Annotated in this window: 26 protein-coding genes and 1 riboswitch; of the genes, 13 read left to right on the forward strand and 13 right to left on the reverse strand. The window is 35.6% G+C overall.

The window, feature by feature from the left end; translation table 11 throughout:
- Positions 1 to 714: a sugar phosphate isomerase/epimerase family protein gene (locus tag ACJMML_RS04610; RefSeq protein ID WP_405306208.1), complete on the forward strand. Its 714-nt coding sequence runs from the start codon at positions 1 to 3 to the stop codon at positions 712 to 714.
- Between the two features lie 73 nt (positions 715 to 787).
- Here the strand turns inward: ACJMML_RS04610 and ACJMML_RS04615 are convergent, their stop codons facing one another.
- Genes ACJMML_RS04615 through ACJMML_RS04630 form a run of 4 tightly spaced genes read right to left on the reverse strand, consistent with a single transcriptional unit; the run spans position 788 to position 6,653 of the window.
- On the reverse strand, positions 788 to 1,582 hold the full coding sequence (locus ACJMML_RS04615; protein ID WP_405306209.1) for an HAD family hydrolase: 795 nt from the start codon (positions 1,580 to 1,582) through the stop codon (positions 788 to 790).
- 41 nt (positions 1,583 to 1,623) lie between these two features.
- Positions 1,624 to 2,949: a hypothetical protein gene (locus ACJMML_RS04620; RefSeq protein WP_405306210.1), complete on the reverse strand. Its 1,326-nt coding sequence runs from the start codon at positions 2,947 to 2,949 to the stop codon at positions 1,624 to 1,626.
- A complete protein-coding gene (locus ACJMML_RS04625; protein ID WP_405306211.1) occupies positions 2,950 to 3,915 on the reverse strand; it encodes a HEAT repeat domain-containing protein in 966 nt (321 codons plus the stop codon).
- Positions 3,916 to 3,917: 2 nt separating this feature from the next.
- Complete coding sequence (locus ACJMML_RS04630) at positions 3,918 to 6,653, reverse strand: HEAT repeat domain-containing protein (protein WP_405306212.1); 2,736 nt, start codon at positions 6,651 to 6,653, stop codon at positions 3,918 to 3,920.
- Positions 6,654 to 7,066: 413 nt separating this feature from the next.
- On the opposite strand from ACJMML_RS04630, the gene gatA reads away from it, so the two are divergent.
- The 3 genes from gatA (at position 7,067) to ACJMML_RS04645 (ending at position 10,436) form a co-directional block, all read left to right on the forward strand.
- On the forward strand, positions 7,067 to 8,437 hold the full coding sequence (gatA, locus tag ACJMML_RS04635; RefSeq protein WP_405306213.1) for an Asp-tRNA(Asn)/Glu-tRNA(Gln) amidotransferase subunit GatA: 1,371 nt from the start codon (positions 7,067 to 7,069) through the stop codon (positions 8,435 to 8,437).
- 92 nt (positions 8,438 to 8,529) lie between these two features.
- A complete protein-coding gene (locus ACJMML_RS04640) occupies positions 8,530 to 10,023 on the forward strand; it encodes a DJ-1/PfpI family protein (protein WP_405306214.1) in 1,494 nt (497 codons plus the stop codon).
- Positions 10,023 to 10,436, forward strand: a complete 414-nt coding sequence (locus ACJMML_RS04645; protein WP_405306215.1) for a hypothetical protein — start codon at positions 10,023 to 10,025, stop codon at positions 10,434 to 10,436. Before ACJMML_RS04640 ends, ACJMML_RS04645 begins: the two co-directional genes overlap by 1 nt.
- Here ACJMML_RS04645 and ribB read toward each other — a convergent pair whose 3' ends face one another.
- Positions 10,437 to 11,120, reverse strand: a complete 684-nt coding sequence (gene ribB / locus ACJMML_RS04650; protein ID WP_405306216.1) for a 3,4-dihydroxy-2-butanone-4-phosphate synthase — start codon at positions 11,118 to 11,120, stop codon at positions 10,437 to 10,439.
- A gap of 52 nt (positions 11,121 to 11,172) precedes the next feature.
- A riboswitch (FMN riboswitch) is annotated at positions 11,173 to 11,304 on the reverse strand.
- Between the two features lie 39 nt (positions 11,305 to 11,343).
- Positions 11,344 to 11,718: a DUF120 domain-containing protein gene (locus ACJMML_RS04655; protein WP_405306217.1), complete on the reverse strand. Its 375-nt coding sequence runs from the start codon at positions 11,716 to 11,718 to the stop codon at positions 11,344 to 11,346.
- A gap of 211 nt (positions 11,719 to 11,929) precedes the next feature.
- Here ACJMML_RS04655 and tfrA point away from each other — a divergent pair, with 211 nt between their 5' ends.
- Positions 11,930 to 13,573: a fumarate reductase (CoM/CoB) subunit TfrA gene (tfrA, locus tag ACJMML_RS04660; RefSeq protein ID WP_405306218.1), complete on the forward strand. Its 1,644-nt coding sequence runs from the start codon at positions 11,930 to 11,932 to the stop codon at positions 13,571 to 13,573.
- On the opposite strand, the gene ACJMML_RS04665 is transcribed toward tfrA, so the two are convergent.
- On the reverse strand, positions 13,566 to 14,870 hold the full coding sequence (locus tag ACJMML_RS04665; RefSeq protein WP_405306231.1) for an amidohydrolase family protein: 1,305 nt from the start codon (positions 14,868 to 14,870) through the stop codon (positions 13,566 to 13,568). The genes tfrA and ACJMML_RS04665 overlap by 8 nt on opposite strands.
- Before the next feature lie 42 nt (positions 14,871 to 14,912).
- Positions 14,913 to 15,119: a histone family protein gene (locus ACJMML_RS04670; RefSeq protein ID WP_296782471.1), complete on the reverse strand. Its 207-nt coding sequence runs from the start codon at positions 15,117 to 15,119 to the stop codon at positions 14,913 to 14,915.
- Between the two features lie 242 nt (positions 15,120 to 15,361).
- On the opposite strand from ACJMML_RS04670, the gene hisG reads away from it, so the two are divergent.
- Entirely contained in the window at positions 15,362 to 16,222 is an 861-nt protein-coding gene (gene hisG, locus ACJMML_RS04675) for an ATP phosphoribosyltransferase (RefSeq protein WP_405306219.1), read from the forward strand.
- A gap of 4 nt (positions 16,223 to 16,226) precedes the next feature.
- Entirely contained in the window at positions 16,227 to 17,162 is a 936-nt protein-coding gene (pyrB, locus tag ACJMML_RS04680; RefSeq protein ID WP_405306220.1) for an aspartate carbamoyltransferase, read from the forward strand.
- Here the strand turns inward: pyrB and ACJMML_RS04685 are convergent.
- Both ACJMML_RS04685 and ACJMML_RS04690 read right to left on the reverse strand, forming a co-directional pair.
- Positions 17,155 to 18,321: an orc1/cdc6 family replication initiation protein gene (locus tag ACJMML_RS04685; RefSeq protein WP_405306221.1), complete on the reverse strand. Its 1,167-nt coding sequence runs from the start codon at positions 18,319 to 18,321 to the stop codon at positions 17,155 to 17,157. The genes pyrB and ACJMML_RS04685 overlap by 8 nt on opposite strands.
- 636 nt (positions 18,322 to 18,957) lie before the next feature.
- On the reverse strand, positions 18,958 to 19,440 hold the full coding sequence (locus ACJMML_RS04690) for a DUF2299 domain-containing protein (RefSeq protein WP_405306222.1): 483 nt from the start codon (positions 19,438 to 19,440) through the stop codon (positions 18,958 to 18,960).
- A 64-nt stretch (positions 19,441 to 19,504) separates the two neighbouring features.
- On the opposite strand from ACJMML_RS04690, the gene ACJMML_RS04695 reads away from it, so the two are divergent.
- Both ACJMML_RS04695 and ACJMML_RS04700 read left to right on the forward strand, forming a co-directional pair.
- A complete protein-coding gene (locus ACJMML_RS04695) occupies positions 19,505 to 20,542 on the forward strand; it encodes a cobalamin biosynthesis protein (RefSeq protein WP_405306223.1) in 1,038 nt (345 codons plus the stop codon).
- Positions 20,539 to 21,552 (forward strand): cobalt-precorrin 5A hydrolase, encoded by a 1,014-nt coding sequence (locus ACJMML_RS04700; protein ID WP_405306224.1) that lies wholly within the window; start codon positions 20,539 to 20,541, stop codon positions 21,550 to 21,552. The genes ACJMML_RS04695 and ACJMML_RS04700 overlap by 4 nt, the downstream gene beginning before the upstream one ends.
- A 25-nt stretch (positions 21,553 to 21,577) precedes the next feature.
- Here the strand turns inward: ACJMML_RS04700 and ACJMML_RS04705 are convergent, their stop codons facing one another.
- Complete coding sequence (locus ACJMML_RS04705; RefSeq protein ID WP_296782455.1) at positions 21,578 to 21,826, reverse strand: UPF0147 family protein; 249 nt, start codon at positions 21,824 to 21,826, stop codon at positions 21,578 to 21,580.
- Positions 21,827 to 21,971: 145 nt separating this feature from the next.
- Between ACJMML_RS04705 and ACJMML_RS04710 the strand changes: the two genes are divergently transcribed.
- Positions 21,972 to 22,136, forward strand: coding sequence for a Met repressor (locus tag ACJMML_RS04710; RefSeq protein WP_405306225.1), 165 nt, complete (start codon positions 21,972 to 21,974; stop codon positions 22,134 to 22,136).
- On the opposite strand, the gene ACJMML_RS04715 is transcribed toward ACJMML_RS04710, so the two are convergent.
- Together ACJMML_RS04715 and ACJMML_RS04720 are read right to left on the reverse strand one after the other, a co-directional pair.
- The gene (locus ACJMML_RS04715) at positions 22,133 to 22,708 is read right to left on the reverse strand and encodes a class II aldolase/adducin family protein (RefSeq protein WP_405306226.1); all 576 of its coding nucleotides are present in this window, start codon (positions 22,706 to 22,708) and stop codon (positions 22,133 to 22,135) included. The genes ACJMML_RS04710 and ACJMML_RS04715 overlap by 4 nt on opposite strands.
- Before the next feature lie 11 nt (positions 22,709 to 22,719).
- Entirely contained in the window at positions 22,720 to 24,453 is a 1,734-nt protein-coding gene (locus ACJMML_RS04720; RefSeq protein WP_405306227.1) for a DNA-directed DNA polymerase II small subunit, read from the reverse strand.
- A 160-nt stretch (positions 24,454 to 24,613) separates the two neighbouring features.
- On the opposite strand from ACJMML_RS04720, the gene ACJMML_RS04725 reads away from it, so the two are divergent.
- The 3 genes from ACJMML_RS04725 to ACJMML_RS04735 all read left to right on the forward strand — a co-directional run.
- The gene (locus ACJMML_RS04725; protein ID WP_405306228.1) at positions 24,614 to 25,111 is read left to right on the forward strand and encodes a hypothetical protein; all 498 of its coding nucleotides are present in this window, start codon (positions 24,614 to 24,616) and stop codon (positions 25,109 to 25,111) included.
- 7 nt (positions 25,112 to 25,118) lie between these two features.
- Complete coding sequence (cobJ, locus tag ACJMML_RS04730) at positions 25,119 to 26,192, forward strand: precorrin-3B C(17)-methyltransferase (protein WP_405306229.1); 1,074 nt, start codon at positions 25,119 to 25,121, stop codon at positions 26,190 to 26,192.
- A gap of 11 nt (positions 26,193 to 26,203) precedes the next feature.
- Positions 26,204 to 26,684: potassium channel family protein (locus ACJMML_RS04735; RefSeq protein ID WP_405306230.1), on the forward strand; the 481-nt coding region annotated here is incomplete at its 3' end.

Below are 26,684 nucleotides of genomic sequence, written 5' to 3' on the forward strand. Positions count from 1 at the left end.
ATGAAATTAGGTTTTACAACACTGGCTTTATTCATGGAACCTAACAATGACATCATCGATTTAGCTAAAAGACATGGATTTGAAATAATAGAAATTCTCGCAGAAGGCCCATTTTATGAAAAGGACAATGGTGAATTCAAGGATTGCGGCCTGGACATGAGAATGCATGCAGCAACAGTAGACATCAACATCGCAAGCCTGAACAGAGGAATAAGAGCTGAAAGCGTAAAACAGATGATCCATTGCGGACAGTATGCGGAAAGCATTAACGCAAATACGATTACAGTGCATCCTGGAATAATAGGTAGAAACGAACCGCATCTAAGGAAATGGGCATTGGAAATAGCTATTGAAAGCATAGGAGAAATCATAGACAACACAAATGTGGAAATTTCAGTAGAAAACATGCCTGTCCGTGGCAAATTTTTAGGAAACACCGTTGAGGAAATAGAGATGATACAGGAGGCAACCGGCTGCAGCCTGACAATCGACACCGGCCACGGAAATACATGCGGAAACCTTGAGGAGATGCTCAGCCTAAAAAACATCAGCTACTGTCACCTGAATGACAATGATGGGGTAAAAGACCAGCACATTACATTGGGTGAAGGTACAATGGACCTGAATCTGCTTAAAAAGATTGATACTGCAATCATCGAGTTGAACAACTTCGATAACATCCTCAAAAGCAAAGAGGTCATTGATAACTTATAAGTTATTATTATTTTTTTAGCTGTTATTAGTTATAAGTTATAACTTATAAGTTATGAGTTATAAAAAAAATTAACTAAAAATCAATCATCGTGACCTCGAAAATATCCTCAATAATGTAATCGGTCTTGTCCATCATCTTAGGGGACACCTCCTCCTGCTGTTCAATGGTAAGGACACTAACGTCAGCCTTTTTAAAGGCCAATATATCATTGAGTCCGTCACCAACCATCATGACCTTATAGCCGCTGTCCTTGAGGATAGACACCACCTCACATTTGCCACGGGTTGAAACTGTGCCGAAGGCATTGTCTTCGGGAACGTCCAACATGTTGGCCAGTCTGTTGATGGCTCCCTTCCTGTCTCCTGAAGCAATGTATATCTCAATTCCACGGGACTTTAACGTTTCGACGGTTTCAAATACCTTTGGGAAAAACTTGCCCGCTGAAGTTATTGTATAAGCAACAACGCCCAAGTCCATGTCAACAATGAGAGCGGACCCGTTGCAGAGCTCCATATGGGAAATCTTTTCGCGCAAAATGTCAAAACCGTCTGTTATGTCTGATATTGTTGTTGACTTTTCGTTGTCTAGAATTTCCTTGACCTCGGCTTTGGAAACCTGATTAGTTGAAAAGCTGACATCAAAGTCAATGTTATATTCTTTTATAACATCTGAAATCAAAGTGTCAGGGTCTAATTTCAGAAGTTTATTTGTATTGAACTGAAGAACTACCAGCGCCAGGGCATCAGCCTGGTCGATCAAATCAAGTGAATTGATATCGGTGAAAATGTTACCATTTATAACATCCTTAATGACCCTAAACCTTTCAATCAGTGTTCCGGAGTTATCAAATACTACTGCCCTTTTCATGATTAATAATAGAAATGAAAAAATATTTAAAACTTGTGAAACTAGTCATCATTCAATTTATCAATGAATTTCCTTTCACTGTCGTATATGTCCAAAACGCTTTCGCCGTTGATTTTTTGATGCTTGAGAAATTTGCAGTCATTGATTTGCAAGTCACAATTACATGAAATGATGTTCTCAGATTTTTCATTGAATGTAACATTGTCAAGTTTCAACTCCACATCATCTTTCGAATTGGATGTGTCTCTTAAAAGGACTTCAAAGTCATTTCCTTCAAAAGTTACATCATCTAAGCTAAGATGAATTGAAGAACAGTCAAAAAGATAATTTGAAACATTATTTTCAAAGGAACAATTTTTAACATTCCAATATTTATCTTTAACATAGATTTTAAATAGGCTTGATTCAAAAAGTGGGAGATGATTAAGAACTTTAGAACCGTTATTTATGAAATGACAATTTTCCAGTCTGACAATTGAATTAATGACAGTGCTGTATGTATTATCAATAAGATAGGAACTGTTGTTTTCAAACAGACAATCTGTTATATTAATCCTGGAGCTGTGAATGCTGATTATGTCTTTGCAACGTCTGAAAGTGCAGTTTTCAATGTCCAGATCTTCACTTGTTCTAATTACCCTGCCTTCACTATCTTCAAAAAGACAATTTTTAATAATGCCTTTCTTGCTAACATTGACATTCCATTTGTTGGATGAATCTTCGAAAAAAATGCCAAAACTTAAAAAGCCTTTATTCTTTATAGTTCCTCCATCTAAACGTGCCGAATTTCTTTTAAAAAAGCAATTATCAGCCATTAAATATTTATCGCTGAAAATTGCACCCCCATTATTTTCAGAATGATTATTAATGAAATTTGAATTAAAAATCATTGAAATGAATTTGTTTAAAATTGCTCCTCCGTCGCCAAGATGATAAGTGGTAGAATTGTTTTCAAAATTGCATTTGTCAACAACTAAAAATCCTTCATTATATATGGCGCCGCCGTTTAAAGCCTTGCAGTCAGAAAAGGTGCAGTTTTCAATTCTTAGTGAACCTGTGTTATGAATAACTCCTCCCTGATGACCCCGTCCATTTTTAAAGTTGAAATTTTTCAAAATTACCATATCTGAAGAGACCAGGAATGCTTCGGTTTGGAAATTGAGATCAACGTCATGCCCGTCACCATTTATGATTAAATACTCGGTATTAATGGAAATCCCCTCTGAATTATCCATACCTCTCTCATAATAAATGTCATCATCAACCATGATTTCTTTATATGTTTCCCCTTCGAAATCAGCTTCATTATATGTTTGCTCCTCAAGGGCATATTCAATATGTTTTTTAAGATAGCTAAAAGGCTTCATTTAACTCACCTCCTTTTTCAATGCTTTATAAAATATTTCTGATTCCATATCTAAATTTTCAGCCACACTTTCATTAGATAATGCAAGGTCCAATAAAATAAGCTGATCATTTATTTTATCGGCGGCATTCCTGACAAAATTGGGAGATTTAACTGACAGTATTTCAAGTAAAACTTCCTTATCTGAAATTCCTTCAATGGCATCATCGCTAAAATCATCATATGAATCGTTTAATAATATATCCACTAAAACTTCCTGATTTGTAATTCTTTTGAACGCTTCACGACGAACATCATTTTCTTGATTGTCTAATGCAATTTCAACTAAAACTTCCTGATTTGTAATTCTTTTGACCGCTTCACGACGAATCCAGTGAAAATCATTTGATGCGATTTCAACTAAAACTTCCTGATTTGCAATTTTTTTGACCGCTTCTTTACGAACAATATCATCTGAATCGTTTAATGCAAGTTCAACTAAAACTTCCTGATTTGCAATTTTTTTGACCGCTTCTTTACGAACAATATCATCTGAATGGTTTAATGCAAGTTCAACTAAAACTTTCTGATTTGTAATTTTTATGACCGCTTCACGGCGAATAGCCCATCGTGAATCGTTCAATACAATTTCTGCTAAAATTTTCTCACCGGCAATAGCATGCGAAGCAATTTTTTCGATGATTGCGGAATAGATTTCATGATATTGAGTTATTCCAATTTTTGACAGTTCCATGAACAGATTATACAATGCCTCTTCATCATCAATATTTTGTACTGCCCTTTTGGCTACATTAATGCTCCTATCGTTTTTTACAATATAACATAATAGGGCAGGGTCTGTTATTTTAGATACTGCAATCTCTCGAACTTTCTCTGAATAATCATCAAGAGCATATCTTTTTAGTTTTTTCTCGCTTGTAGTATCCCTAACCGAATTTAATCTATCATTTAAATTATAACCATCCATATTCACACCCCCAGTTTCGATTTAACTATGCCCGGAGTGGTGCAGTGAGTTGTCTTTTTTATAATTTCATTCAAAATTTCTCTGTCTGTTATCCTTTCAATAGCCAATTTGCGAACGTTGATGTTGGTGTCGGATAATGCAATGTCTTTTAAAATGTTTTCATCAAATATTTTTAAAACTGCAGTATGCCTTACATGCCAATTGGAATCATTGAATGCAAAATCAATTACTGAAGGCTTGTCATTGATTTGCTTAAGTGCATAATCACGGACATGCCAGTCCTTTAAATCCTTTACAATTTTTACCAAATTTGCTTCATCAATTGAATCGATTGCTGAGGTTTTGACAATCCTTGAAGGATCCCTCAGTGCAATATTCATTAAAACATCCTGTCTTTTGATTGATTGGGTCGCTTTATTTCTAACTTCAACATCCCTTGATGATAATGCAATTCTTGATAATCTTTCTTCATCCGAAATCATGTTTAAGGCAAGGTGTCTGATTCTTGCATCATCTGATTTTAAAAGAATCTCTTCAAGGACTTCTTCAGCGGAAATAATTATTTTTGAATCGCCTAGCATCTCATATCGAGCTCCAGAGTACATGGACGGACCATATTGATTCCACGATAGGGCTGATTTACGCACGATATGTGAAGGGTCATTTAAAGCAAGATATTTTATCAGATTCTTGTCTTTAATGTTCTTGATTGCCTGATTTCTAACATATGCATCAGAATGATTCAGAACAATTTCTTCAAGCATGTCCTGATTATCAATAGCATCGACTGCAATGGTTTTGACGCTCAACTCGAAATGACCGCTGTTAACGATTTGAAATAAATAATTTTCATCGCTGATAAATTTGACGGCCTCATTAAGCATGTCCGGATATTCTCCATCGTAATCTGTTATGAAATAGAAAAACTTTTCTTCATCAATATTATTCTTATCAAAATAATTTGAATTGACAGCAGAATAAAACATTGCAGGATTAACCGAATTTAGAGCCATGTCCATCAAATATGAAGGATTTTTAATATGATTTATTGATTCCTTTACAATTGATTCGAAAAAATTTGAATTATTATCCTTGTTATTCATTAAATATTTATAAAAGACATCTTCATCTATAAAACGAAATGTCGGATTAAAACGATATTTTCCTTTTGATTGTCTATATTGACTATTATATTCCAGCAAGGCCATACTTTGCACGTCAAATGATTCATCATTCAAAGCTATGTATTTTAATGTTTCTTCACTTTCTATGAAAGTAACTGCCTTTTTTCTATGAGATTCCAGATTGTGATTCAATGCGACAGGAGTCAATATGTCCTCATTATCTTCAAATCTTTCAATGCTTTTAATGTCAAAAAGACCAATATAACCAGATTTAAACAAATCCAATAAAATTTCAGGACTTTCGATGGAGTTTATGATTACTTTTTGAACCTGGCGATTTTTCTCGTTTTTTAGGATTTCAACCAGTTTCCCATCATCATTAACTTTCTTTACCGCCATCTTCCTTGCAAACCAGCATGTATCATTAAATGCGATTTCCGCCAATGAATCCTTATCATCAGTTTTGGCTATTGCAAGTGATCTTACTTTCCAATTATCGTGATTCAATCCAAAGTCACTGATAAATTCCTGATTTTTAATGCCGGACAATGCAGTTATAATTAAGCAAACATTCGGGGATTTTTCACAAATGTCAATCAGATAATTTTCCTTTTCGATATTTGAAACAGCTTTAAACCTTAAGAATTCATCCAAATTCAAATCATTGCAAATTTTAAATAAATTTTCCTGATTTAAATTGCAAACTGCCTTCAGCTTTGTTTCATCGTCATAATCCCCATATATTACATCAAGCAATATTTCCTGATTTTTGATATATTCAACGGTTATGTCGGAAAACTGATTGGCCAAATCATTCAAAAAGATTTTCTCATAATACAATTCCTTTCTCTTAAATTTATTTAATATCAGCTTCTTTAATTTTAAATCCTTTTCTAAATTAAATGCTTTTAAGAGAATATCCTCATCACTTCCATCGAATCTGGAGATCAACAGCTCTTTAAAAAATGAAAGATTCTCCATGACATATAAATCAAATATGTATTCCTGATTTGAGAGACCTTCAATTATTGCTTCCTTTAACATGTATGAATCGGCAATCGAATAAAAGTCAAAGAGGATTTTTTCATCATCGATTTTTTTAATGATTTTTACTTTATCATATCTGTATGATTCTGATTGGATCAGTTTTTTGAAAAACTCGTCATCTTTTAACTTATCGCATGCCTTCATTCTAACGTCAAATGAAGAATCGTTTAAAGCAAGATTTTCTAACAAATCTATATCCTTGATGTATTTTATTGAGCCCTTTCTCACTTCGACTGACGGGTCGGTTAATGCAAGGTGCTTTAAAGCTGCCTTATTGAAACTGTTCAAAAAGTATTCCCGAATTCGGGGACTTTTATCATTGTATGCGATTTTAAAGACAACATCTCGATTTTTAATATGTTTTAGGGCCAATCTTCGAATCTGCCATGAGCGATCATTTAAAGCAATATCGATTAATTGTTCCTGGCTAAGGACATGCAACTTCCGTTTCATATAATCGTATTTGGATTTGAAGTTGATTTCACCATTGACCAAAATCTTTTTGCCTTTGAATTTTTTAATCGAATTTAATGTGATAAAGGAATTGTCCTTGTTTCTAGGCTCCATACTATCACCCGTTATACTAAATAAATTTATATAAAAACCATTTAAAAAAGTTTTTTAAATATTAATATCAAATTTCTTCTAAATATCGATGATGAAAAGAAAAACCATTCCTTATCGAATTTTTACAGGCAATTGATTGGCTAAGAAACCCTAAAAGTAATTTCCCAACATTGCCTAAGGTTTGGCAGCATTAACTTTCCTCATCACGATATATCCAATAGTTTTCATTGTCATCACATCTTCTGTTAATTAATCAAAATTTTATCAAAGGCAGTATATAAATGACATAAAGTTAATGCTTTGTTTGAAACTGCAAAATGCCATATGAGATTTTACATGGTGAAAAAACCAATCTATATAAACATTGAAAAATAAAATAATAATATTATAATTTACGATTATTAGGTGTTTTAATGAACGTTATTGAAAAATTGAACTCCATTAAAAATGGAGAAATGACAGCTAAAGAAAATGTAGAAGGCTTCATTAAAGTTATCGATGAAAATAACGAAGAAATTAATGCATTCATTGAATTAAACTATGAAAATGCGTTAAAACAGGCAGAAGCTATTGATGAAAAAATCGCCAACGGCGAAGATGTCGGCGCTTTAGCTGGTTTGGTATTCGGTATAAAAGCAAACATTAATGTTGAAGATCTGATTATTTCCGCAGCTTCCAAAACCTTGGAAGACTACTACGGAAGCTACAATGCAACTGTTGTTGACGAAATCCTTAATGAAGATGGAATAATCATCGGTATTTTAAATATGGATGAATTTGCAGCCGGAAGTTCAACCGAAACTTCATACTACGGTCCAACCCAGAACCCTGCTGCCATGGGAAGAATCCCTGGAGGTTCTTCCGGAGGATGTGCAGCGGCAATTGCAGCTGAAATGTGTGACATTTCAATCGGTTCCGATACAGGAGGATCCATCAGAAACCCTGCATCACACTGTGGAGTAGTCGGATTCAAACCTACTTACGGTGCCGTTTCAAGACAAGGTCTTTTAGATTTATCCATGAGTCTGGACCAAATCGGACCGCTAGCCAACGATGTGAGCGGAATAGCATTAGCTCTAAATACTATTGCAAAATATGACGAAACCGAATGTACCACACTTGACTGGGAAAAACCTGACTTTACCGAAGTGCTTGAAGAAACCTCTTTAGAAAGCATGAAAATAGCAGTCTGTCAGGAGTTCATTGACGTGACTGATGATGAAATCAACAAGACCGTCAACAAAGCTATTCAAAAATTGGTTGATGCAGGCGCAGAGCTTGTGGAAGTTAGCTTCGACTACATTGACTTATGTCTGCCAACATACTATTTAATCAACTATGTTGAATTCTTCTCAGCAACCAGAAAATACGACGGAAGAGATTACGGTTCCAGAATCGAAGAAGTGTGCGGAGATGAGGTTTTAAGAAGAATCAAAATCGGTTCACATATTGCAGAAGCTGAATTCAGCGGCAAATACTACAAGCAAGCATTAAAAGCAAGATCAGTTATCAGAGCTGAAATCACCTCAATGCTTGAAAATGTCGATTTGATTGTAGGACCGACCGTTCCTAAGCTCCCTCATGAAATCGGCGCTGAATTGGAGCCAATGGAAATGTATGCCTACGACGTATTGACAGTAATTGCCAACCTGGCTGGTATTCCTGCAGCAAGCATTCCAGCAGGGGAAGTTGACGGCATTCCTGTAGGATTGCAGATTCAGGCAAAACCATTGGATGACGAAAAAATTATCAAAGCTATGAGTGTTTTCGAAAACACTCAATAAACTCTTTTTTTTTACAAACTTTTTTACACTTGAAATGCACCTCTAAAATTTTATTAAAATAAAGATACAATAGATTATCAAGAGGTATTTTTATGACAAAAATTGGACTTGCTTATATCAATGGAGCGGTTCCGGGATTTGAGGATTTTGGAAACTTGCCAACCGACATCGTTAAGGAAAACGGACTTGTAAACGGTAATAAGGCTTCAGATGAACTTGATGCATTAATCATTCCCGGCGGAACACTGATAGAATCAAATGACATTAACATGGGACTGAACACGGAAATTAAAAAGATGGCAAAAGCCGGAAAACCTATCATCGGAATATGTGCGGGCTTTCAGCTACTGTCCAATCAGATAGACATCGGAAGAAAATCCCCAGTACCAATCGTTAAGGACGGCCTTGGAATAATCGACGTCAATTTCTCACCATTGATTACAAGCGACCGTGTAAAGGCAAAAGTCTTTGACAACTCCTTTATAGTGAAGGGACAGACTGAAGACGTTGACGGCTTTCACACCCATACCTACGGTAAGGTTGAAGGGGATGCAAAACCGCTGTTCTATTCAAAAGTCCAAAGGATGAATTACGGCGACACCAATGAAAAGGGCTACTATAACATCTTTTCAGGCGCATGCAACGATGACGGCAATGTTATCGGAACCATGATTCACGGCATTCTGGATGAAAATCCCATTATTGTAGATAATCTATTAGAACAAATAGACGCTACAGATACCGATGAGATTTACAATAGAAATAGCGAAGTCAAAAAATTCCTTCAAAGCGAAGTAGGAATCAACACCGGAATAAGAATACCTGATATTACACCAAACAAAAGACCTAAATACCTCATGATTGGAAGCAATGGCTCTGACAGCGGAAAGACTTTCATTGTAACTGGCCTTGCCGGTGCCCTAAGAAAAAGGGGATATAAAGTGGCCCTATTAAAGGTAGGTCCTGATGTGCGTGACATAATTCCTGGACTTTACCTGACAAAAGGTAAAATGGAAGAGTTCGCATCAATAAAAATAGGACATTTAGGCTGGAGCGACATCGAATCTACTGTCGCGAAACTCAACTCATCAGACTATGATATCGTGCTTATCGAGGGAGTGATGAGCGTGTTTACAGGACTACTTAACGAAAAGGTTCCGTTTTCAGCAGCAGAAATTGCCATGTCATCAAACATACCGATGATACTTGCTTCAGGTGTGAACAAGGGTGGAATAGAATCAGCTGCCGTTGATTTGGTTTCACATGCAAACATGCTTGAAAAATTAGGAGTTTCAGTAGAAGCGATTCTTTTAAACAAAGTCTACAATGACGATATATTCGACCAGGTGGTGCCATACATCAAAAACAACACAAAGGTCGAAAACGTGCTGAAGCTTCCGAAACTAAAATCAGCAGACATGCGAGGATTCATTCCGGAAGTCGAAATAAGATATGAGCTTTTCACCTCACATGCGATGGACCTGATTGAAAGCAACCTGGACATTGACCTGATAATCAGCATAGCCCGTGAAGTCGAGTTTGAAAAAATCCACACATTCGATGAAATCAAAAGCAAGGTGGTTTGATGGCACTTAACCTGAGTCCTGAAACCGGGGTCAAACTGACCAAGAAAGACCGTGCACACGTTTTAAAGAAAATGAAACAGGGCTGGAAGGCAACATGCCTGATACCCGATTATGTCTTTGATGAAGACGGCAACATTCAGATTGCAAGCGACAAGAATCGCAGAATCGTGAGAATCATCAGGTTCAAGGATGACGGGATTCACATTGAAAATGCCCTGAAAAATAAAACTCTCAGAATTCCATGGAAAAAAATAGCTGCAATAAACAAATCAAAAGAAGTGAAAAATGGTTTGGAAATTAAAATGAGAGACGGAAGATACGTCTCATTCAGCATTTATAATTCCTACAAATATCAGCAAATAATGGAATTCATTGCCAATTATATAGTTAAAAAGTGCAGCGAAGCACCTTAACTATTCTTTTAAGTATTCGTTGATAATGTCTTCGCCTTTAAGCAAGACCAATCCGTTTTCTTCTGCGTATTTGCGAGCATCAGCAACTGATGTGGCCTGGCCTGTTTCGCCATCCATCATTTCACACACTACACAGACAGGAGTGACGCCTGCAAGCTCACATAATGCAAGACCGATTTCAGTGTGTCCTTGCCTGTTTTTGACAAGTCCTTCTGCTCCTCTTAAAAGACATACGTGACCAGGTGACCTGAATGTTGCACCGAACTCATCAAATCTTTCTTCTTTCATCATGATTGCCATTTCAGATATTGTCATTGCTCTGTCATGGTCAGTTACTCCTGTGAAAGATTTTCTGTGGTTTGCCCAAACTGAAAAGGATGATCTTTCATCGTATGGAATGTCTGTTGGTGCAAGTTTTGCAAGTTCAGGATATTTTTCTGTAGCCGCTTTCATGATGTCCACCATAAATGGCAAATGAATAGCTTCGCAGAAATCATCGTGTAAGCAGTTGCAGATTAAACCGCCTGCGTCATTTCTCATGGTTGCAATTGATTTAGGGGTTACAAATTCGGAAGCGATAATCATATCGACTTCTCCTTCCCTGTCATCATCATCAAAAACAAGTACAAATTGACCGTTTCTTATAGCTTCTAAAGCTTTATCTAAATTTGTTTCTTGATTCATAGTAATATCTCCTTATATACTAGAACCAGGGCTAAAAATAACTAAATAACTATTATCTTCTCTTCCATCCGGACTGTCACCGTCGGTTTTGGAATCTCACCAAATCAACACTTCCTTGTGCTCGTGGACTTATCTTATCAAAATCACCACCGGTGGGGAATTTCACCCCGCCCCGAGAACGTATTAAAAAATATATTCGTTATGTATAAAATACTTTATGGTATCAAAATTCAAAGGATACGATATCGCCGTCTTCAATGCCCAGCTCATCCCTTAATCCTATTTCGGCAATGAATTCGAGATAATTCACGTCATGAACAGTTTTTGCCGGAAAGACAATTGCTCCATTAACTTCATCATTTAAGACAGCTTCGATGTACTTTACAGCCCCGAATCCCTCATCCGGCTTGATTATGTTTTGACAGTTATCCTTGATTTCATTGATTTCATCTAGATACTCGTCGCTTACAACAACATTCAATGTTCCGGGGTATGGAACGAATCCCAGATTTTTCCTGAACTCGTTTGAGTAGAATTCCTGTGATATGAAAAATGAGCCTTTGCCCAAACCGGTCTTTACTTCACCATTAATTTTCATGAAATAACCTCTAATTAAATGATACCAAATTAAATAAGTGTCAAAATTTTAAACTATATTTTCAATTTAATCAAACAATGAAAGAAATGTTTTAAATTTAATTTAAGAAATATAGATTCAACACTATACATTTAATTTTTTTTGATTAATAAATATTTTTAACGATGAAAAATATAGTAATACTATAATAAAATTTTACAGGGTAATTGAAATGGAAATAAAAACTATCTCTACAGATGTGTTAATCATTGGATCTGGAGGAGCAGGTTCAAGAGCAGCTATCGAAGTTGATGATGCAGGTCTAAAGGCAATCATCGTGTCAAAAGGATTGTCATTCAGGTCAGGCTGTACCGGAATGGCAGAAGGAGGATACAATGCAGTATTCAAGACCGTTGACAAGGATGATTCCATAGACGCTCACTTTAATGACACCCTAAAAGGTGGAAGCTATCTCAACGACAAGAAACTGGTTGAAATACTCGTAAATGAGTCACCGAAAAGATTGATTGACCTTGAAAACTATGGTGCACTGTTCGACAGGCAGGAGTCTGGTGAAATAGACCAGAGACCATTCGGAGGTCAGAGCTTCAGAAGAACCTGTTACCAAGGTGACAGGACAGGTGCAGAGCTGTTGAATGCTCTTAAGGAGGAAATCATCAAAAGAGATATCGAATGCATCGAAGAGGTAATGATTACATCTTTCGTCACTGACGGCAATCATGTGATAGGCGCAACAGGCCTAAACCTGAAAGATTCAAGCCTCATATACTTCAAGGCAAAAGCCACAATCCTAGCAAGCGGAGGAGCCGGACAACTATACCCTGTAACATCCAATACCTTCCAAAAGAATGGAGACGGCTATGCAATTTCCTACCGTGCAGGAGCAAACCTGGTTGACATGGAACAGGTTCAGTTCCACCCGACAGGAATGGTGGCACCCGAATCCAAAAAGGGAGTCCTTGTAACTGAAGCCGTCAGGGCCGAAGGCGGAAAGCTCATAAACAGCGAAGGCGAAAGGTTCATGAGCAAATACGCACCAGAAAAGATGGAGCTTGCCACACGTGATGTAGTTGCAAGATCAATCTATCAGGAAATAATCGAAGGAAGAGGAACAGAAAACGGCGGAGTATATCTTGACATTTCACACCTGGATGACGATTATATCGATGAAAAGCTCGAAACTATGGTCCTGCAATTTGAAAATGTTGGAGTGGACATCAAGCACGGTCCGATAGAAGTGGCACCGACTGCCCACCACTTTATGGGAGGGCTTAAAATAAATACTGATGCATCAAGTTCCCTGGATAACCTGTTTGGAGCTGGAGAAGTCTGTGGAGGAGTCCATGGAGCAAACCGTTTGGGCGGTAATGCGCTGGCTGATACTCAGGTGTTCGGTAAGATCGCCGGTGTTAGCGCATCAAAGGCTGCAAAGGAAAGTGAACTCAAAACAAACGATGAAATGGTTCGGGAAGAGGCATCAAGAATTGAAGGCCTGATTAAAGAAGGCTCCATCAAACCTAAAGAATTCAAAAACAGAATCAAAAGCCTGATGTGGGAAAAGGTTGCAATAGTCCGTGAAGAAAAGACCCTCAACGAGGCATTGGGCGAGCTTCAGGAAATGCAGAAGGAACTCGTCAACCTTGATGTCAGCGACAAAAAACAATACAATACCGATTTGGTAACCGCACTTGAAGTAATAAACATGGTTGAAATCTGCATTTTAACCGTAAAATCAGCAATCATACGCAGAGAAAGCCGTGGAGCACACTTCAGAAGCGATTTCCCTGAAAGCAAGGACGAATGGAAAAAGAGTATAATAATAAATAAAAATAAAATAGAATTTGAAGCTAGATAGCTTCTTTTAATTCTTTTATAGCCTGTTTGGCTCTAGCATAAATTTCATCTTCATCCAAAACAGTTAATTTCTTATTTTCCATCAGCACTTTACCGTTGCAAATAGTGGTATCGACATTTGAACCGTTTGCTGAGTAAACTACATTTGAAGATAAAGATGAACTGTCCGGAACCATATTGGCACTGTTTGTGTCAATCAAAATAATATCTGCTTTTTTACCGACTTCAATGGAACCGATTTCATCACTCAAACCTAATGTTTCAGCTCCTTTTATGGTAGCCATTTCAATGGCTTCGTCGGAAGTTAAAACCTTAGGGTCTAAAGTTGAAACCTTCTGAAGCAAACTTGCGGTCTTAAGCTCTTCAATCAAATCCAGATTATTGTTTGAAGAAGCTCCATCAGTACCGATGGATACACAGATATCGTTTTCAATCAGTTTGGAAACCGGAGCAATACCTGAAGCCAATTTCATATTACTGCAAGGGTTGTGTGATACTTTAACATCATGCTTTTTGATTATCTCAATTTCCTCGTCACTTAACCATACACAATGTGCAGCAACAACATCAGGACCTAAAAATCCGATCTTTTCCAAATATTCAAATGGCCTTAGGCCTTTTTCATCCAAACTGTCATTGATTTCCTTTTGGGTTTCTGAAACATGTATGTGAATTCCGATATTATGTTCATCAGCCAATTCACGTACTTTAATCAGGAGTTCCTCGGAAGCTGTATATGGTGAGTGCGGACCGAAAAATACCTTAATCCTTCCGTCTGCCATTCCATTGCATGCTTCAAATAATGCCATGTTTTCCTTGATTTCAGCTTCTCTCCTTTCGGCATCGCCGAAGTCTATCATTCCATATGACAGGACCGCCCTGATTCCAGCATCCTCAACTGCACGGGCAACATCCTCCATGTAGAAGTACATGTCGGAAAATGTTGTTGTTCCTGACTTGATTAGCTCAACCGCTCCCAAAAGGGCACCGATATAACAATAGTCTCCATTGAGATTTGCTTCCATTGGCCAGATATGATCGTTCAGCCAGCTGTCAAGGCTCAAATCATCGGCAAGGCCTCTGAATAAGGTCATTGATAAATGAGTGTGAGTATTGATTAATCCAGGAAGTAGTATTTTGCCTTCCGCATCGATTATCTTGTCGACATTGCTGTCGTCGATTTCGTCGGAGATTTCAGCGATTAAATCATCTTTAATTAATAAGGATTGTTTTCTGTTTTCAAAATTATTTGGGTTTAAAATTAATGCGTTCTTAATTAAAATAGTATTATTCATGATAACACCTTAAAAAAAAAATAAAAAAAGTTAGCTAAAAACAATTTATAAGTTTTTGATAGCTAATTTAATATCATCTGCTTTAACAGTTTTACGTTTTGCGATTTTAGCAACATTGTTTGCTTCTTTAGCAACATCACGAGCTACTTCTTCTAAGTATTCAGCTAATGCAGCTTTTGCATCTTCGCTAACTCTTTCTGCACCAGATTCTTTAATGATCCTTGCGATAGGAGCTTTTGGTATTTCAGACATAATTTTCACCTCACATAAATTCTGTTAAAACTTATTATTATCAACAAATAATAAGTTAAATAAGATATGATATATCTTAATATTTAAATATTTCGCTAAATTACGCCATAATTAAAAAATGAATAATATAAATTACCAAATTTAAAAAAATAAAAGTATTAATATTCATGATTAATCAATAAAGATTATAAATAACAATATTTAAAATATATTATCAGATAAAAAAAATTTGAGAAGATATAATGAAAATAAAAATTGCGGTTCCATCAAAAGGAAGAATAAGTGAACCATCAATAAACATCCTAGAAAAAGCAGGACTTGGATTAATCGATAAAAGCAATCGTAAACTAATTTCAAAAACATTCAACGAAAATATTGAAGTGATGTTTGCAAGAGCATCCGATATTCCAGAATTCGTCAATGACGGTGTGGCAGATGTTGGAATAACCGGTGTGGACCTGATTAAAGAAAACGAAGCGGACGTTCATGAACTTCTTGACCTGAGATTTGGACAGACAAAACTGGTCCTTGCGGCTCCCGAAGAATCAAACATCAATTCAGTCAATGACATTACAGATGATATGAAGGTGGCTACCGAATTTCCTGTATTAACAAGAAAGTATTTGCAGGAAAAAGGTTTGGACTTGAAAATCGTTAAATTGAGCGGATCCACTGAAGCGGCACCTTTCATAGGAATTGCAGATTTGATAACCGACCTTACAAGTACCGGAACTACTCTTAAAATGAATCATTTGGAAATCATTGATGTTATATTGGAAAGTTCAATCAAGCTCATTGCAAATCATGACAGCCTAAAAGACAAAAAGGAATTGATTGAAGCCGTCAGCACAAGCATAAAAGGTGTGCTTGATGCCGACAGGAAAAAGCTGATCATGATGAACGTTGATGAAAGCGACTTGGATAAAGTAAAAGAAGTCATGCCTTCAATGGGTGGTCTGACAATATCTGAAGTATTATCCGAAAAGAAAACCGTTGCCGCACAAGCGGTGATTGATGAAAAAGAGGTTTTTGAACTTGTAAATGATTTAAGAAATGCAGGTGCCCGTGATATCCTGGTTGTACCAATCGAAAGAATAATTTAAAAAGGTGGTTAAAATTTTCAAACTAAAAAACATTATTTCAATTAAAGACTTTGAAAGGGAGGATATAGAATATCTTCTTGATGAGGCCTCAAAATTAGAAGATATTGCACAATCTAAGGCAGTATCAGAAGAATTAAAAGGAAAAATTCTAGGTTTAATGTTTTTTGAACCATCAACAAGAACAAGAATATCCTTTGAAACAGCAATGAAACGCTTTAATGGACAATGCATCGGATTTGCAAGCAGCGGATCCAGTTCCGTTTCAAAAGGTGAAAGCATTGCAGATACCGCAAAAATGTTTGAAGGATACAGCGATGCGCTTGTAATCAGACATGAGCTTGAAGGAGTGTCAAAATTCATATCCGATATAGTTGATGTTCCGGTTATCAACGCAGGTGACGGTGCTGGCCAGCATCCTACACAGACACTGCTTGACTTATATACCATAAGAAATGAAATCGGATCAATTGACGATTTAAATATCGCTTTGATTGGTGATTTGAAATTCGGTCGTACAGTACATTCATTGGCTCAGGCCTTAAGCTTATTCAATAACATAAAAATTTATTTGGTATCTCCTAAAGAGCTTAGAATGCCTCAAGAGATTTTACATGATTTAAATAAAACAAATGTTGATTATGTGGAAGTGGATAACATTGAGGACATCATAGATGATGTTGACGTATTATATGTAACCAGAATACAAAAAGAGCGTTTCGTTGACATTAACGACTATCTAAAAATAAAAGGGTCATATATCATCAATAAGAAAATGTTGGAAGGTAAGGATTTGATTGTAATGCATCCACTGCCTAGAATAGATGAAATCGCCGGTGATGTTGACGATACCAAATATAACAAATATTTCAAACAAGCAGCAAATGCAGTACCTGTGAGGATGGCGATTTTAAAAACTTTAATTAAAAACAACCCTAAATAGAGAAAAGAGCTGTTTCAAGTAAAGCTTCATCACATTGAAGTTTGATAATATTTGTTCTGCCTTTTCCACGACCACGTGAAACGGTGTTTGTAGAAATTATACCAAGCAATTCAAGCTCATTGATGAAATCAAATATTCTTCTGTATGTAACCGCATCCTTTTTGGAAATGTCAGTGTAAGATTCGTAAAGTTTTCCGGATGTAATTTCCTCTTTTTGCTTTGTTAATGTCAAGATAGCCAACAGAAGCCTTTGCTGTTGAAGCGGAAGGGTGGATAATATTTCACTGACTTTATTGTGTTCTATTCTTTCCTTAGCTCTTTTTACATGATCAGTGGTTACTTTTTCACAGGCATCATCAAAAGCCAACTCACCCGCATTCTTTAAAAGGTCTAATGCATATCTTGCATCGCCTTCCTCTTTAGCGGCCATTGCAGAACATAAAGGTATGACATCATCATTCAATACACCATCATTGAATGAAAGTTCAGCCCTTTCGGACAAAATGTCTGCCAACTGGTCAGCGCCATATGGTGGAAATACAATTTCCTTATCGTTCAGGCTGCTGGTAACCCTGGATTTGATTAAATTCTTAAAGTCAAGATAATTACTGATTGAGAGAACTGCAACATTGTCTGTTCTTGTTAATGTGTATAATATTCCATCACCATCCTTATCAAGCAGGATATCGATTTCGTCCAATATAACAATCAGCTGCAGTTTTTTACCGAATGCATTGGTTCTAAACAGGCTTCTGAACGCATTTACAACCTCAGCTTTTGTCCATCCACGGTTTGGAACATCACGTCCGAGCCTGTTACACAACTCGGCAATAACCTGATATTCAGTGGTGAAATCTGTACATCTTATATATTCAATCTTTACAAAGATGTTTTCGTTGTCCGCAGCTTCAATCAGCTGTTCACGTGCGAATTTGGATGCCGCTGTTTTTCCTGTTCCTGTTTTACCGTATAATGTAACGTTTGATGGAGTGACATTATCCAAAACATCGACCCAATTTCTTGCAATTTCTCTGATTTGCTCGTCCCTATGAACTAGTTTTTCTGGTAAAAATCTGTGATCCAGAGGTTTCTTGTTTTTAAATATCTGATTTTTCCTTCTGTTTGAAATAAGTTGTTCGTCCTCAAAAATATTCACCATCTTCCCCACCTAAAAAAATTAAGTAAATAACAAAAATGTCATGAGTATAATTTCCAGTGTTAATAATATAAAATAGCTATTTAATAAAGCTTTTTATTACAAGTTATAAAAAATGTAATAACAATTGAAAAATCTCACAAAATTAATCTGCTTAAAATAATTTAAATTTAAAAATAATAATTGAAAATGATTATAATTTAAAATAAATATATAAAATGTTTTAGAATATAAAAGTATTTGATTTAAATCATTTAATTTTTGAATGTGAAATAGTATTATTTCAAATATAAGATAATGATTTCAAGTGTAATTTTCTCAAAAAAATATGCTTTCAAAGTGAGCAAATCGGCAAATGGACATCAACTTTGAAAAAATTGTCATGATTCATCACAAAGACAGAGAGGTCCTTTTCAAGTGTAACATATTTTGGCAAAAAGCCCAAAATGAAGACATATATTTCAAGTGTAAAAAACAAGATTCAACGTTTGAATTTTAAAACAAACAAAAAACAGTATGGAAAATCAGGAAAATAAGCCAAATAAAAAAAGATAAATTTCAAGTGTTACAGTTGAAATAGACCCCTTCAGTCTTACAATATCAACGAAATCGTTTCACTTGAAATACACCCCTCCCTCTCTAAATGAACATGTCATTCTCATTTGAAGGTGTGATGTTGATCTGAAGTGTTCCGAAAGTCTTGTCGATTAACCAGATGCAATGCAGTTTAGCCTTAAAGATACGTTTAAGAGTTCTAAACAATTCATTTTTAGATAATCCATCTTCAAAGACTTGTTCTGTGACTACAAACTGCTGCAAAATATCATTTGCAACCTGAAGCTCAAAATCAACCAAGAAATTATTCAAACCGAAGTTCAAATCCATGATGAAATCCTTTTGAGTTTTTTTATCAGCCTGTCTCATCAAGTCCAGATGCTGTGGTGCAACCTGAGTAGCGCAGGCAATAATCAAACAGTCCTTACCGGTTGGCTTTACAACATCCATGATATTTTCTTTTGGAAACTCAATAATATAGTGAAAATCGGCATTTTCATCATACTTCACTTCCCTTAACAAATCTTCTTCAGATAACCATTGTCTAACATTTTCTTCGAGATTCATAATATCATCATTATTTATAAAATTTATAATAAATTATTTATTTTTTAATTATATAAATTAAACTATGATTGAATATAATAATTTGATTAATGATATAATAACAACCAAAATAAGCACTATTACATCATTAAAACTATTTTTATTTATTATATTTGCATTATTAATATCATTCATAATTGACATGATATTTGGTGAACTGCCCACCAGAATACATCCTGTTGTGATAATTGGATCAATTATTGACTTTTTTAAGAAGATGTTCATAAACATCAAAAACAGACTTTCAGGTTTGTTTCTTGTTTTGGGAGTGTATGCGGTATCTATTATAATATTATATGTTATTTATCTGATTTGCAGCTTCAATATTGCTTTGCTATTCATTGTTTTTGCAATACTTTTGTCATCAACATTTTCTGTGAATATGCTTTTGAAAACTGCAGTTGACGTTAAGGATGCACTCGATGAAAGCATTGACAAGGCAAGACAGTTGGTGTCATACCTTGTTAGCCGTGACACTGATGAGCTGACAGAATCTTTCATCGTTTCAGCCACCATTGAAAGCCTGACTGAAAACATAACCGATTCATATATTGCGCCTGTCCTTTATTATTTTATTTTTGGAGCAATGATTTTATACCATCCAATTGACAATCAGCTGTTTTATCTGCTGCTAGTCCCAATGGCATACAGAATCGCCAACACACTTGATGCAATGCTGGGATACAAGACTGATGAGTTGGTCAATATTGGTTTTTTCCCCGCTAAAATAGATGACATATTGAATTTTATCCCATCACGAATTGCAGGAATATTCATCGTCATTTCAACCTATCTGTTGAATCTCGACGGTAAAAATGCATATAAAATCATGATGAGAGATGCAAGAAAATGCCCATCACCAAACTCAGGATACACTATGGCAACAACCGCTGGTGCATTGAACATTCAGCTGATTAAAAAGGATACCTATATTTTAGGTGACGACAATAAAAATATAACAAAAGAGGATATTTCAAAAGCGGTAAGATTATCAAAATTAACTATTTACCTGTTTACATTAGTCGTTATATTACTGTTTACTTTGATATATGTGATATTATGAAAATAGCAATAATTTCAGTATCGAATAAAGGTCAAGAATTGGCATATGACTTAAAAGATTTATTAGATTTGGATTCTACAATAATAAGATGTGATCTATATCATAAAAATGTTAAAAAGTATTTTCCTATTTTATTTTATGAATATGATGCAATTATTGCTATTATGGCTTCAGGAATATTGGTCAGATCAATTGCACCACTTGTGGAATCAAAAGTCACAGACCCTGCAGTCATAAACATTGACGATAACGGACAGTTTGTAATATCAACATTATCCGGTCATTTGGGCGGTGCAAATGAGCTTGCAAATAAAGTTGCAGGATTGATTGATGCAACACCAGTCATAACAACTTCCACTGATGTAAATAAAAAATTGGGAATTGATGTTCTGGCAAATGACTTGTATTTATCAATTGACAATACAAAGGAGATCCTATTCTTCAATAAGGCCATTTTGGATGGTCGTGAAATTTCATTCACTGTCAATCCAAACAAGAATTTTGAGTATCTTTTTGAATATCTAAATAATGTTACACTTGAAATCAATGTTTCAATTTACTATTCGTCAAAGGTTAATGAAGATGAAATACACGTCAGCCTGGATGAACATGAAATGACATTGAAAGAGAGAAAGATAGTTGCCGGAATCGGATGCAGGCGCGGAAAGGAATGTAAATTTATTTATGGTGGCCTTAAAAAGTCATTGGATGATTTGAAAATCATGCCTTCAAGAGTTAACATGCTCACTTCAGCCGAAATAAAAAAGGATGAAAGGGGCATTTTGGAATTGTCTGAAAAATTAAATATACCCGTCAGTTTTGTTGAAATTGACAAATTGAAACTCTTTGAATCCAGTGATGTTGCAAAGTCTGAATTTGTTTATTCAAAGTTTGGAATTTATGGTGTTTGTGAGCCGTCAGCATTGATAATGGCAGGCTTCGATTCAAAATTGATATATAAAAAGACTTCATATGATGGCGTGACAATAGCAATCGCCGTTTCAAAATAATATAAAAAAATAGTAAAAAACTAAATTAGATAGCTTCTAATTTAGATAGAACTTCCCAAATTAAAGTTCTTGCGTGAACTGGAATATTAGGGTCATTGCTGATTTCATCTAATTTTCCAAGTACTGTACTTATTCTTACAGATTGATCTTGTTCATCATCCTTTAATAAATCACAAGATTGGCTAGCTGCTTCTCTGATATTACGAGGAACAGTGTTATTATCTGAAATATAGTCAAGAATTTCACATACTTCTTCAATCGCTTGATTACTCATTTATTCTCCCTCCAAAATAAAATAATTAAAATAAGTAAAAATAACTATTAAGATAATATTTGTCTGTAATAGATTTAAATAGTTTTTGGTAATGAGAACATATTATTTAGAAAAATATATATTTAATTAAAATGAATTATTATACATGTCAGATATAAGCAAAACCACAATAAACTTACCTGTAGATTTAAAAAAAGAATTAAAGAAAATGGCAATTGATGAAGATACTTCATTATCCGGATTAATCATTAATATGATTGAAGAAGGAATGAAAAACAGAAACAAAAACATAATTTCAGATGAAGATTAATCATTATCTTCAGCTGAATTTAACATCAATGTTATGAATTGAGTTTTAGCAGTCTCTTCAACAAAAACTGCAAGCAACATCGCTTCTTTTAAACTGTCGCTTACACAAATCACACCATGTTTTTTTAAAATCAATACATCTTCTTTTCCAAGCCCTTCACTGGCGCTTTTAGCAAGCTCATCACTACCAGGCTTTTCATAGTCAATTGATTGCAGATATGGTGTTACAATCGGTCCGAAACCTTCAAGTCTTTTAAGCTTTTTATTTGAAAATGCAAATCCTGTTGCATAAGGTGAATGAGTGTGTACGATAGCATTAACATCAGATCTTTTTTTATAGATTTCCAAGTGCATGTTAACTTCAGAAGAAGGCTTGCCCTTAGTCAGGACATTGCCATCCATATCAACAAGGACGATATCCTCTTCACACAAGTTGGATAAGGATTTCAATGTTGGTGTAATGGCAACCACACTTCCGAATCGTGCACTGATATTACCTGATTTTCCGGAAACCAAGCCCTTATCATATATTTCATTTGAAACGTCAATAATCTCAGCAATATTCTTTTTCATTAAAATAACCTCTATAAGAATTTAAAGTGTCTGTATTTTCCTTTATGAAGAATTGGTACTTCAGCAGGAGTAGGATTAATGTTATAAATTTTCTGGAACTCTGTTTGAGTCTGAAATGTACCTGAATTGATTAAATGAACTCCTTTATATTTTTTGTAGCTGTTAATGTGAATATGGCCAGTGTGGAAAACATCAGGAACCTCGTCAATCACAAGATAATCTTCAAGTTCTGATGCTAATGGAGTTCTTTCACCATAAATTGGAGCCAAATGTCTTTTTTGCAATAATTCAATCATTATTTCATCACTTTTTTCATATTCAAAGCTCTTGATAGCCATCACCAAATCGTCGAAACTGCGTCCGTGGTAAATTAATACGTTTATTCCGTCAAGGGATACGACACCAGGATTTGAAATGAATTCGACATTGTCAAGTTCGTACAGTGCCTTTGCATATTCTTCAGGAACGGCAGGCTGCGGTTCTGCGACTCTTGATGCATCGTGGTTTCCAGGAGCAATGATGATTTTGATATCGCTTCTAATATTGCCTAGGAATCTGGCTGCCTCATTATACTGTTCTGTAATGTCCTTAATGGCTAATTCCTTGTCCTGATTTGGATATACTCCGATACCATCCACGATGTCTCCTCCGATGATTAAGTATTTAACATCTTCAGCAACTCTTCTCTGCTCTTCATCTCCAGCTTCACAGTTAATCCAGTCAATGAATCTTTGAAAAGCGTCTTCAAGGAAGGTTAAACTTCCAATGTGAACATCAGAAAGGAATACAATACCAAAGTCCATTTCCTTTTCAGGTATGCTTAGGACACCCGGATTAATTATTTGTTGGCCAAATGCGAATCCTGCATCATCGCTTTTGTTTGCAATGACTCCAACAACCTCGTCTCTCACGAGCTTTTCCGCTTCAGCAAACAGTTCATCATTCTTATTTGAAAAGAGAATTGAAATGTTTCCTGTATCATCTTCAAATTCAACGATTTTATGACCGTTTTTACTGGATCTGATTTCACGAACCATCAGAATTAAGCTTAAGCTATCCCTTCCATCATCAATATCGGCTATTTTTGTATAGTTTCTAAGCTCAGGGCGTCTGGATAGGATATTTGCCAATTTGTCATATCTGCTTTTAAAATATGAAATAAGGTTTTCAAGCTCACCGCTGGTGTATGATTTTTTACTGGTGTCCTGAATGATTTTGAAGTCATATTCAACATTGGTCTTCTGCTCATTTCTTTTGAATTTGATTTTAGTGTCCTTAATGGTTTCAGAAGCTTTTTGAATTGTTTCGTTAACATAATGCTCAGGCTTGTCGCTTTCCTTCTTAAGGTCATCAATTGAATCAGGCTTTTTAATTTCAACTTTATTTTCATTGTCAACTGCTTTTGGCTTTTCATCTTCAACCTTTTTTTGAGGTTTCGCTTTTTCATGTGAAACTTCTTTAGGGGGCTGTGGTGTTTTGTCAACAGTCTTTTGAGTTTCTTCAGGTTTAATTAAGGTGTCCTGATCATCATTTTCAGGTGCTGTTTTAACTCCGGTAATTTCATCAATGGTTTCACCGCTAACGGAAACCAGGTCCTTTGATGTAAACTTATCGCTTTTCAATTTGACTATTAATGTAGATGCAAAATCTAGAGGGTTATCTGCCTTCATGACCTTGTCATAAGCTTCAGGTGATAGGTTTATTCCTTTTTTTGCAAATTTTAATAGAATTTTATTAGTCGACATACTGATAAAAAATTTATTTTTCTATGTTAATAAACTTTGAGAATTTTAAAAATCAATATTGATTTTTGCCTGTTAATTTGGGTTAGGTTTATTATATATTAAACATATAATTTAAAATATTATATAATCTATATTTATAAAGATTTATGATTGTGATAAAATGGCAAGTAAAATACTTAGAGTTATACTAATAATAGTGTTATTTATCGTATTTTTCGAATTGGGTCTGTTCAGTTCATATACCATTGTTACAGCTGAAGCTCCTAACTTCCATGGATTGGTGGACATGCAGATTTCGAAAATCCATGATTTTTTCAGTCCGCAGAAGGTTAATGAAGCTTTGATTAAAGATCCTACTCCAGTCAACATTTCAAATCAAAAGGATGTTGCGCTCAAGATGGAATCGCTGTCGCAGGTAGATGGGGTAAATGTCGATTCAATGAACATAACAACATTCGATGACACTGATAATAAAAATATTACTGTAAACATTGAGGCGTTAGGTTATGCTTCACCTAATCAGACATCAGGACAGATTGTTATCAGTCAGACTCCATCCTATAAGGTAATGGCAACCGGTCAAGCAAAATACGGTGAGAACGGTCTTAGGGTGGATGAAAATACAGTTGCAATAACTTCTATTTTAAAACTGTACTAGTGATAAAATGATTAATGTAATAGGAATTGGTCAAAATAGAGACAACATGACTTTAGGAGCTATTAAAGCTATTGAGGAGTCAGATGTCATTATTGGCTATAAGAAATATATTAACCAGATTGAAGATTTAATCGAAGGAAAGGAAATCGTCAAAAAAGGAATGGGCGATGAGATAGCCAGAGCTGAATTTGCCATTAAAAAAAGTCAGGAAGGCCAAACAGTTTCATTAATCAGTTCCGGAGACCCTGGCGTATTCGGAATGGCAAACGTGTTATATCAGATAGTAAGCAAATATGAAGATGTTGAAATAAAGGTTTATCCTGGAGTATCCGCCCTGAATTATGCTTCAAGCCATTTGGGAGCTCCTTTACACGACTTCGCTGCAATAAGTTTGAGCAATATCTTAACTCCATTATCAGAAATAGAAAAGAAGTTGAAACATGCTCTTGAAGCGAATTTTATCGTTGCAATATATAATCCCATAAGCAAAACACGTAAGGAACCTTTCAGAAGGTTTAAGCAATGTGTTTTGGATATCAAGGGTGAAGATGCATTGATAGGAATTGTCGACAGTACCTATGAGCCTCCAAAGGCAACAATCGTTGAAGCTAAGGATTTGACTGAAGACATCGTAAACATGTCCTGCACATTGATTGTCGGAAATGACATAACCTATGTCCAGGACGGTAAGATGATAACACCGAGAGGATATGTAATCAGGTCTAAGATTCATCCATTATCACAAAATCATTATGAAAAATTCTTGAATGGCGAAGTGGCTCATGGTCCAAATCGTGAGTGCGAATTCTATCCTTGCCACTGGGATGGCCAATACTGCGATTTCTGTTATTGTCCATTTTACCCATGCGGAGATTCCGCTACAGGAGGAGAATGGATAAAGGGCAAGGGAGTATGGAACTGTACAAACTGCCACTGGCTACATACAAAAGAAGCCACAGAATATTTAAGAGAGCCTTTAGAAAACATCCTTGAAGATGTTGAAGACTTGAAAACCAAAAAGAAAACTTTATTGAAACTTAGAAAAGCATGCTTATTGAAAACAGATCCAAATGATCTATAGGGGAATTTGAATTGACAATTAAAACTCTTTTAATAGAAATGAAAAACATGTCGGAGTTAATGGTGGATTTAGCTTATTCAGCAGTTTTATTCAACAGTAAAGCTGCAGCTGAAGAGGTCATTGCACTTGAAAATGAAGTTAACTCCATGAATTATGAAATTAAAAAGGAATCACTGGTAGCGGCCAGATCATATGAAGATGCAGAGAAATTAACAGCACTGATTGAAATTGCCGAAGCGGCTGAAAGTATGGCAAATGCTGCTAAGGATTTGGCTGATTTGGTGATAACCGGGTTCAAACCACACCCTGTATTTAAGATGGTTATGGAAGAGTCTGACAAAAGCATAGTCAGGGTTTCCATTGACGAGTCATCAGAACTTGCTAATAATACTTTAGGAGATTTATTATTGGTAAACCGTACTGGTATGCGTGTAATTGCAATAAGAAGAGGTTCATCATGGATTTATGGACCGGATAAACATACCACACTTT

It is taken from the genome of Methanobrevibacter sp. (assembly GCF_045130115.1).
Classification (GTDB): domain Archaea; phylum Methanobacteriota; class Methanobacteria; order Methanobacteriales; family Methanobacteriaceae; genus Methanocatella.

Bases quoted from the DNA above. Each gene is read 5' to 3' on its own strand.
- ACJMML_RS04670 (WP_296782471.1), bottom strand. From the start codon at position 15,119: ATGTCTGAAATACCAAAAGCTCCTATCGCAAGGATCATTAAAGAATCT.
- gatA (WP_405306213.1), top strand. From the start codon at position 7,067: ATGAACGTTATTGAAAAATTGAACTCCATTAAAAATGGAGAAATGACA.
- ACJMML_RS04695 (WP_405306223.1), top strand. From the start codon at position 19,505: ATGATTGAATATAATAATTTGATTAATGATATAATAACAACCAAAATA.
- ACJMML_RS04645 (WP_405306215.1), top strand. From the start codon at position 10,023: ATGGCACTTAACCTGAGTCCTGAAACCGGGGTCAAACTGACCAAGAAA.
- ACJMML_RS04705 (WP_296782455.1), bottom strand. From the start codon at position 21,826: ATGAGTAATCAAGCGATTGAAGAAGTATGTGAAATTCTTGACTATATT.
- ACJMML_RS04625 (WP_405306211.1), bottom strand. From the start codon at position 3,915: ATGGATGGTTATAATTTAAATGATAGATTAAATTCGGTTAGGGATACT.
- ACJMML_RS04725 (WP_405306228.1), top strand. From the start codon at position 24,614: ATGGCAAGTAAAATACTTAGAGTTATACTAATAATAGTGTTATTTATC.
- hisG (WP_405306219.1), top strand. From the start codon at position 15,362: ATGAAAATAAAAATTGCGGTTCCATCAAAAGGAAGAATAAGTGAACCA.
- ACJMML_RS04700 (WP_405306224.1), top strand. From the start codon at position 20,539: ATGAAAATAGCAATAATTTCAGTATCGAATAAAGGTCAAGAATTGGCA.
- ACJMML_RS04715 (WP_405306226.1), bottom strand. From the start codon at position 22,708: ATGAAAAAGAATATTGCTGAGATTATTGACGTTTCAAATGAAATATAT.
- ACJMML_RS04710 (WP_405306225.1), top strand. From the start codon at position 21,972: ATGTCAGATATAAGCAAAACCACAATAAACTTACCTGTAGATTTAAAA.
- ACJMML_RS04685 (WP_405306221.1), bottom strand. From the start codon at position 18,321: ATGGTGAATATTTTTGAGGACGAACAACTTATTTCAAACAGAAGGAAA.
- ACJMML_RS04630 (WP_405306212.1), bottom strand. From the start codon at position 6,653: ATGGAGCCTAGAAACAAGGACAATTCCTTTATCACATTAAATTCGATT.
- ACJMML_RS04655 (WP_405306217.1), bottom strand. From the start codon at position 11,718: ATGAAAATTAATGGTGAAGTAAAGACCGGTTTGGGCAAAGGCTCATTT.
- ACJMML_RS04615 (WP_405306209.1), bottom strand. From the start codon at position 1,582: ATGAAAAGGGCAGTAGTATTTGATAACTCCGGAACACTGATTGAAAGG.
- cobJ (WP_405306229.1), top strand. From the start codon at position 25,119: ATGATTAATGTAATAGGAATTGGTCAAAATAGAGACAACATGACTTTA.
- tfrA (WP_405306218.1), top strand. From the start codon at position 11,930: ATGGAAATAAAAACTATCTCTACAGATGTGTTAATCATTGGATCTGGA.
- ACJMML_RS04610 (WP_405306208.1), top strand. From the start codon at position 1: ATGAAATTAGGTTTTACAACACTGGCTTTATTCATGGAACCTAACAAT.
- ACJMML_RS04720 (WP_405306227.1), bottom strand. From the start codon at position 24,453: ATGTCGACTAATAAAATTCTATTAAAATTTGCAAAAAAAGGAATAAAC.
- ACJMML_RS04620 (WP_405306210.1), bottom strand. From the start codon at position 2,949: ATGAAGCCTTTTAGCTATCTTAAAAAACATATTGAATATGCCCTTGAG.
- ribB (WP_405306216.1), bottom strand. From the start codon at position 11,120: ATGAATCAAGAAACAAATTTAGATAAAGCTTTAGAAGCTATAAGAAAC.
- ACJMML_RS04690 (WP_405306222.1), bottom strand. From the start codon at position 19,440: ATGAATCTCGAAGAAAATGTTAGACAATGGTTATCTGAAGAAGATTTG.
- ACJMML_RS04640 (WP_405306214.1), top strand. From the start codon at position 8,530: ATGACAAAAATTGGACTTGCTTATATCAATGGAGCGGTTCCGGGATTT.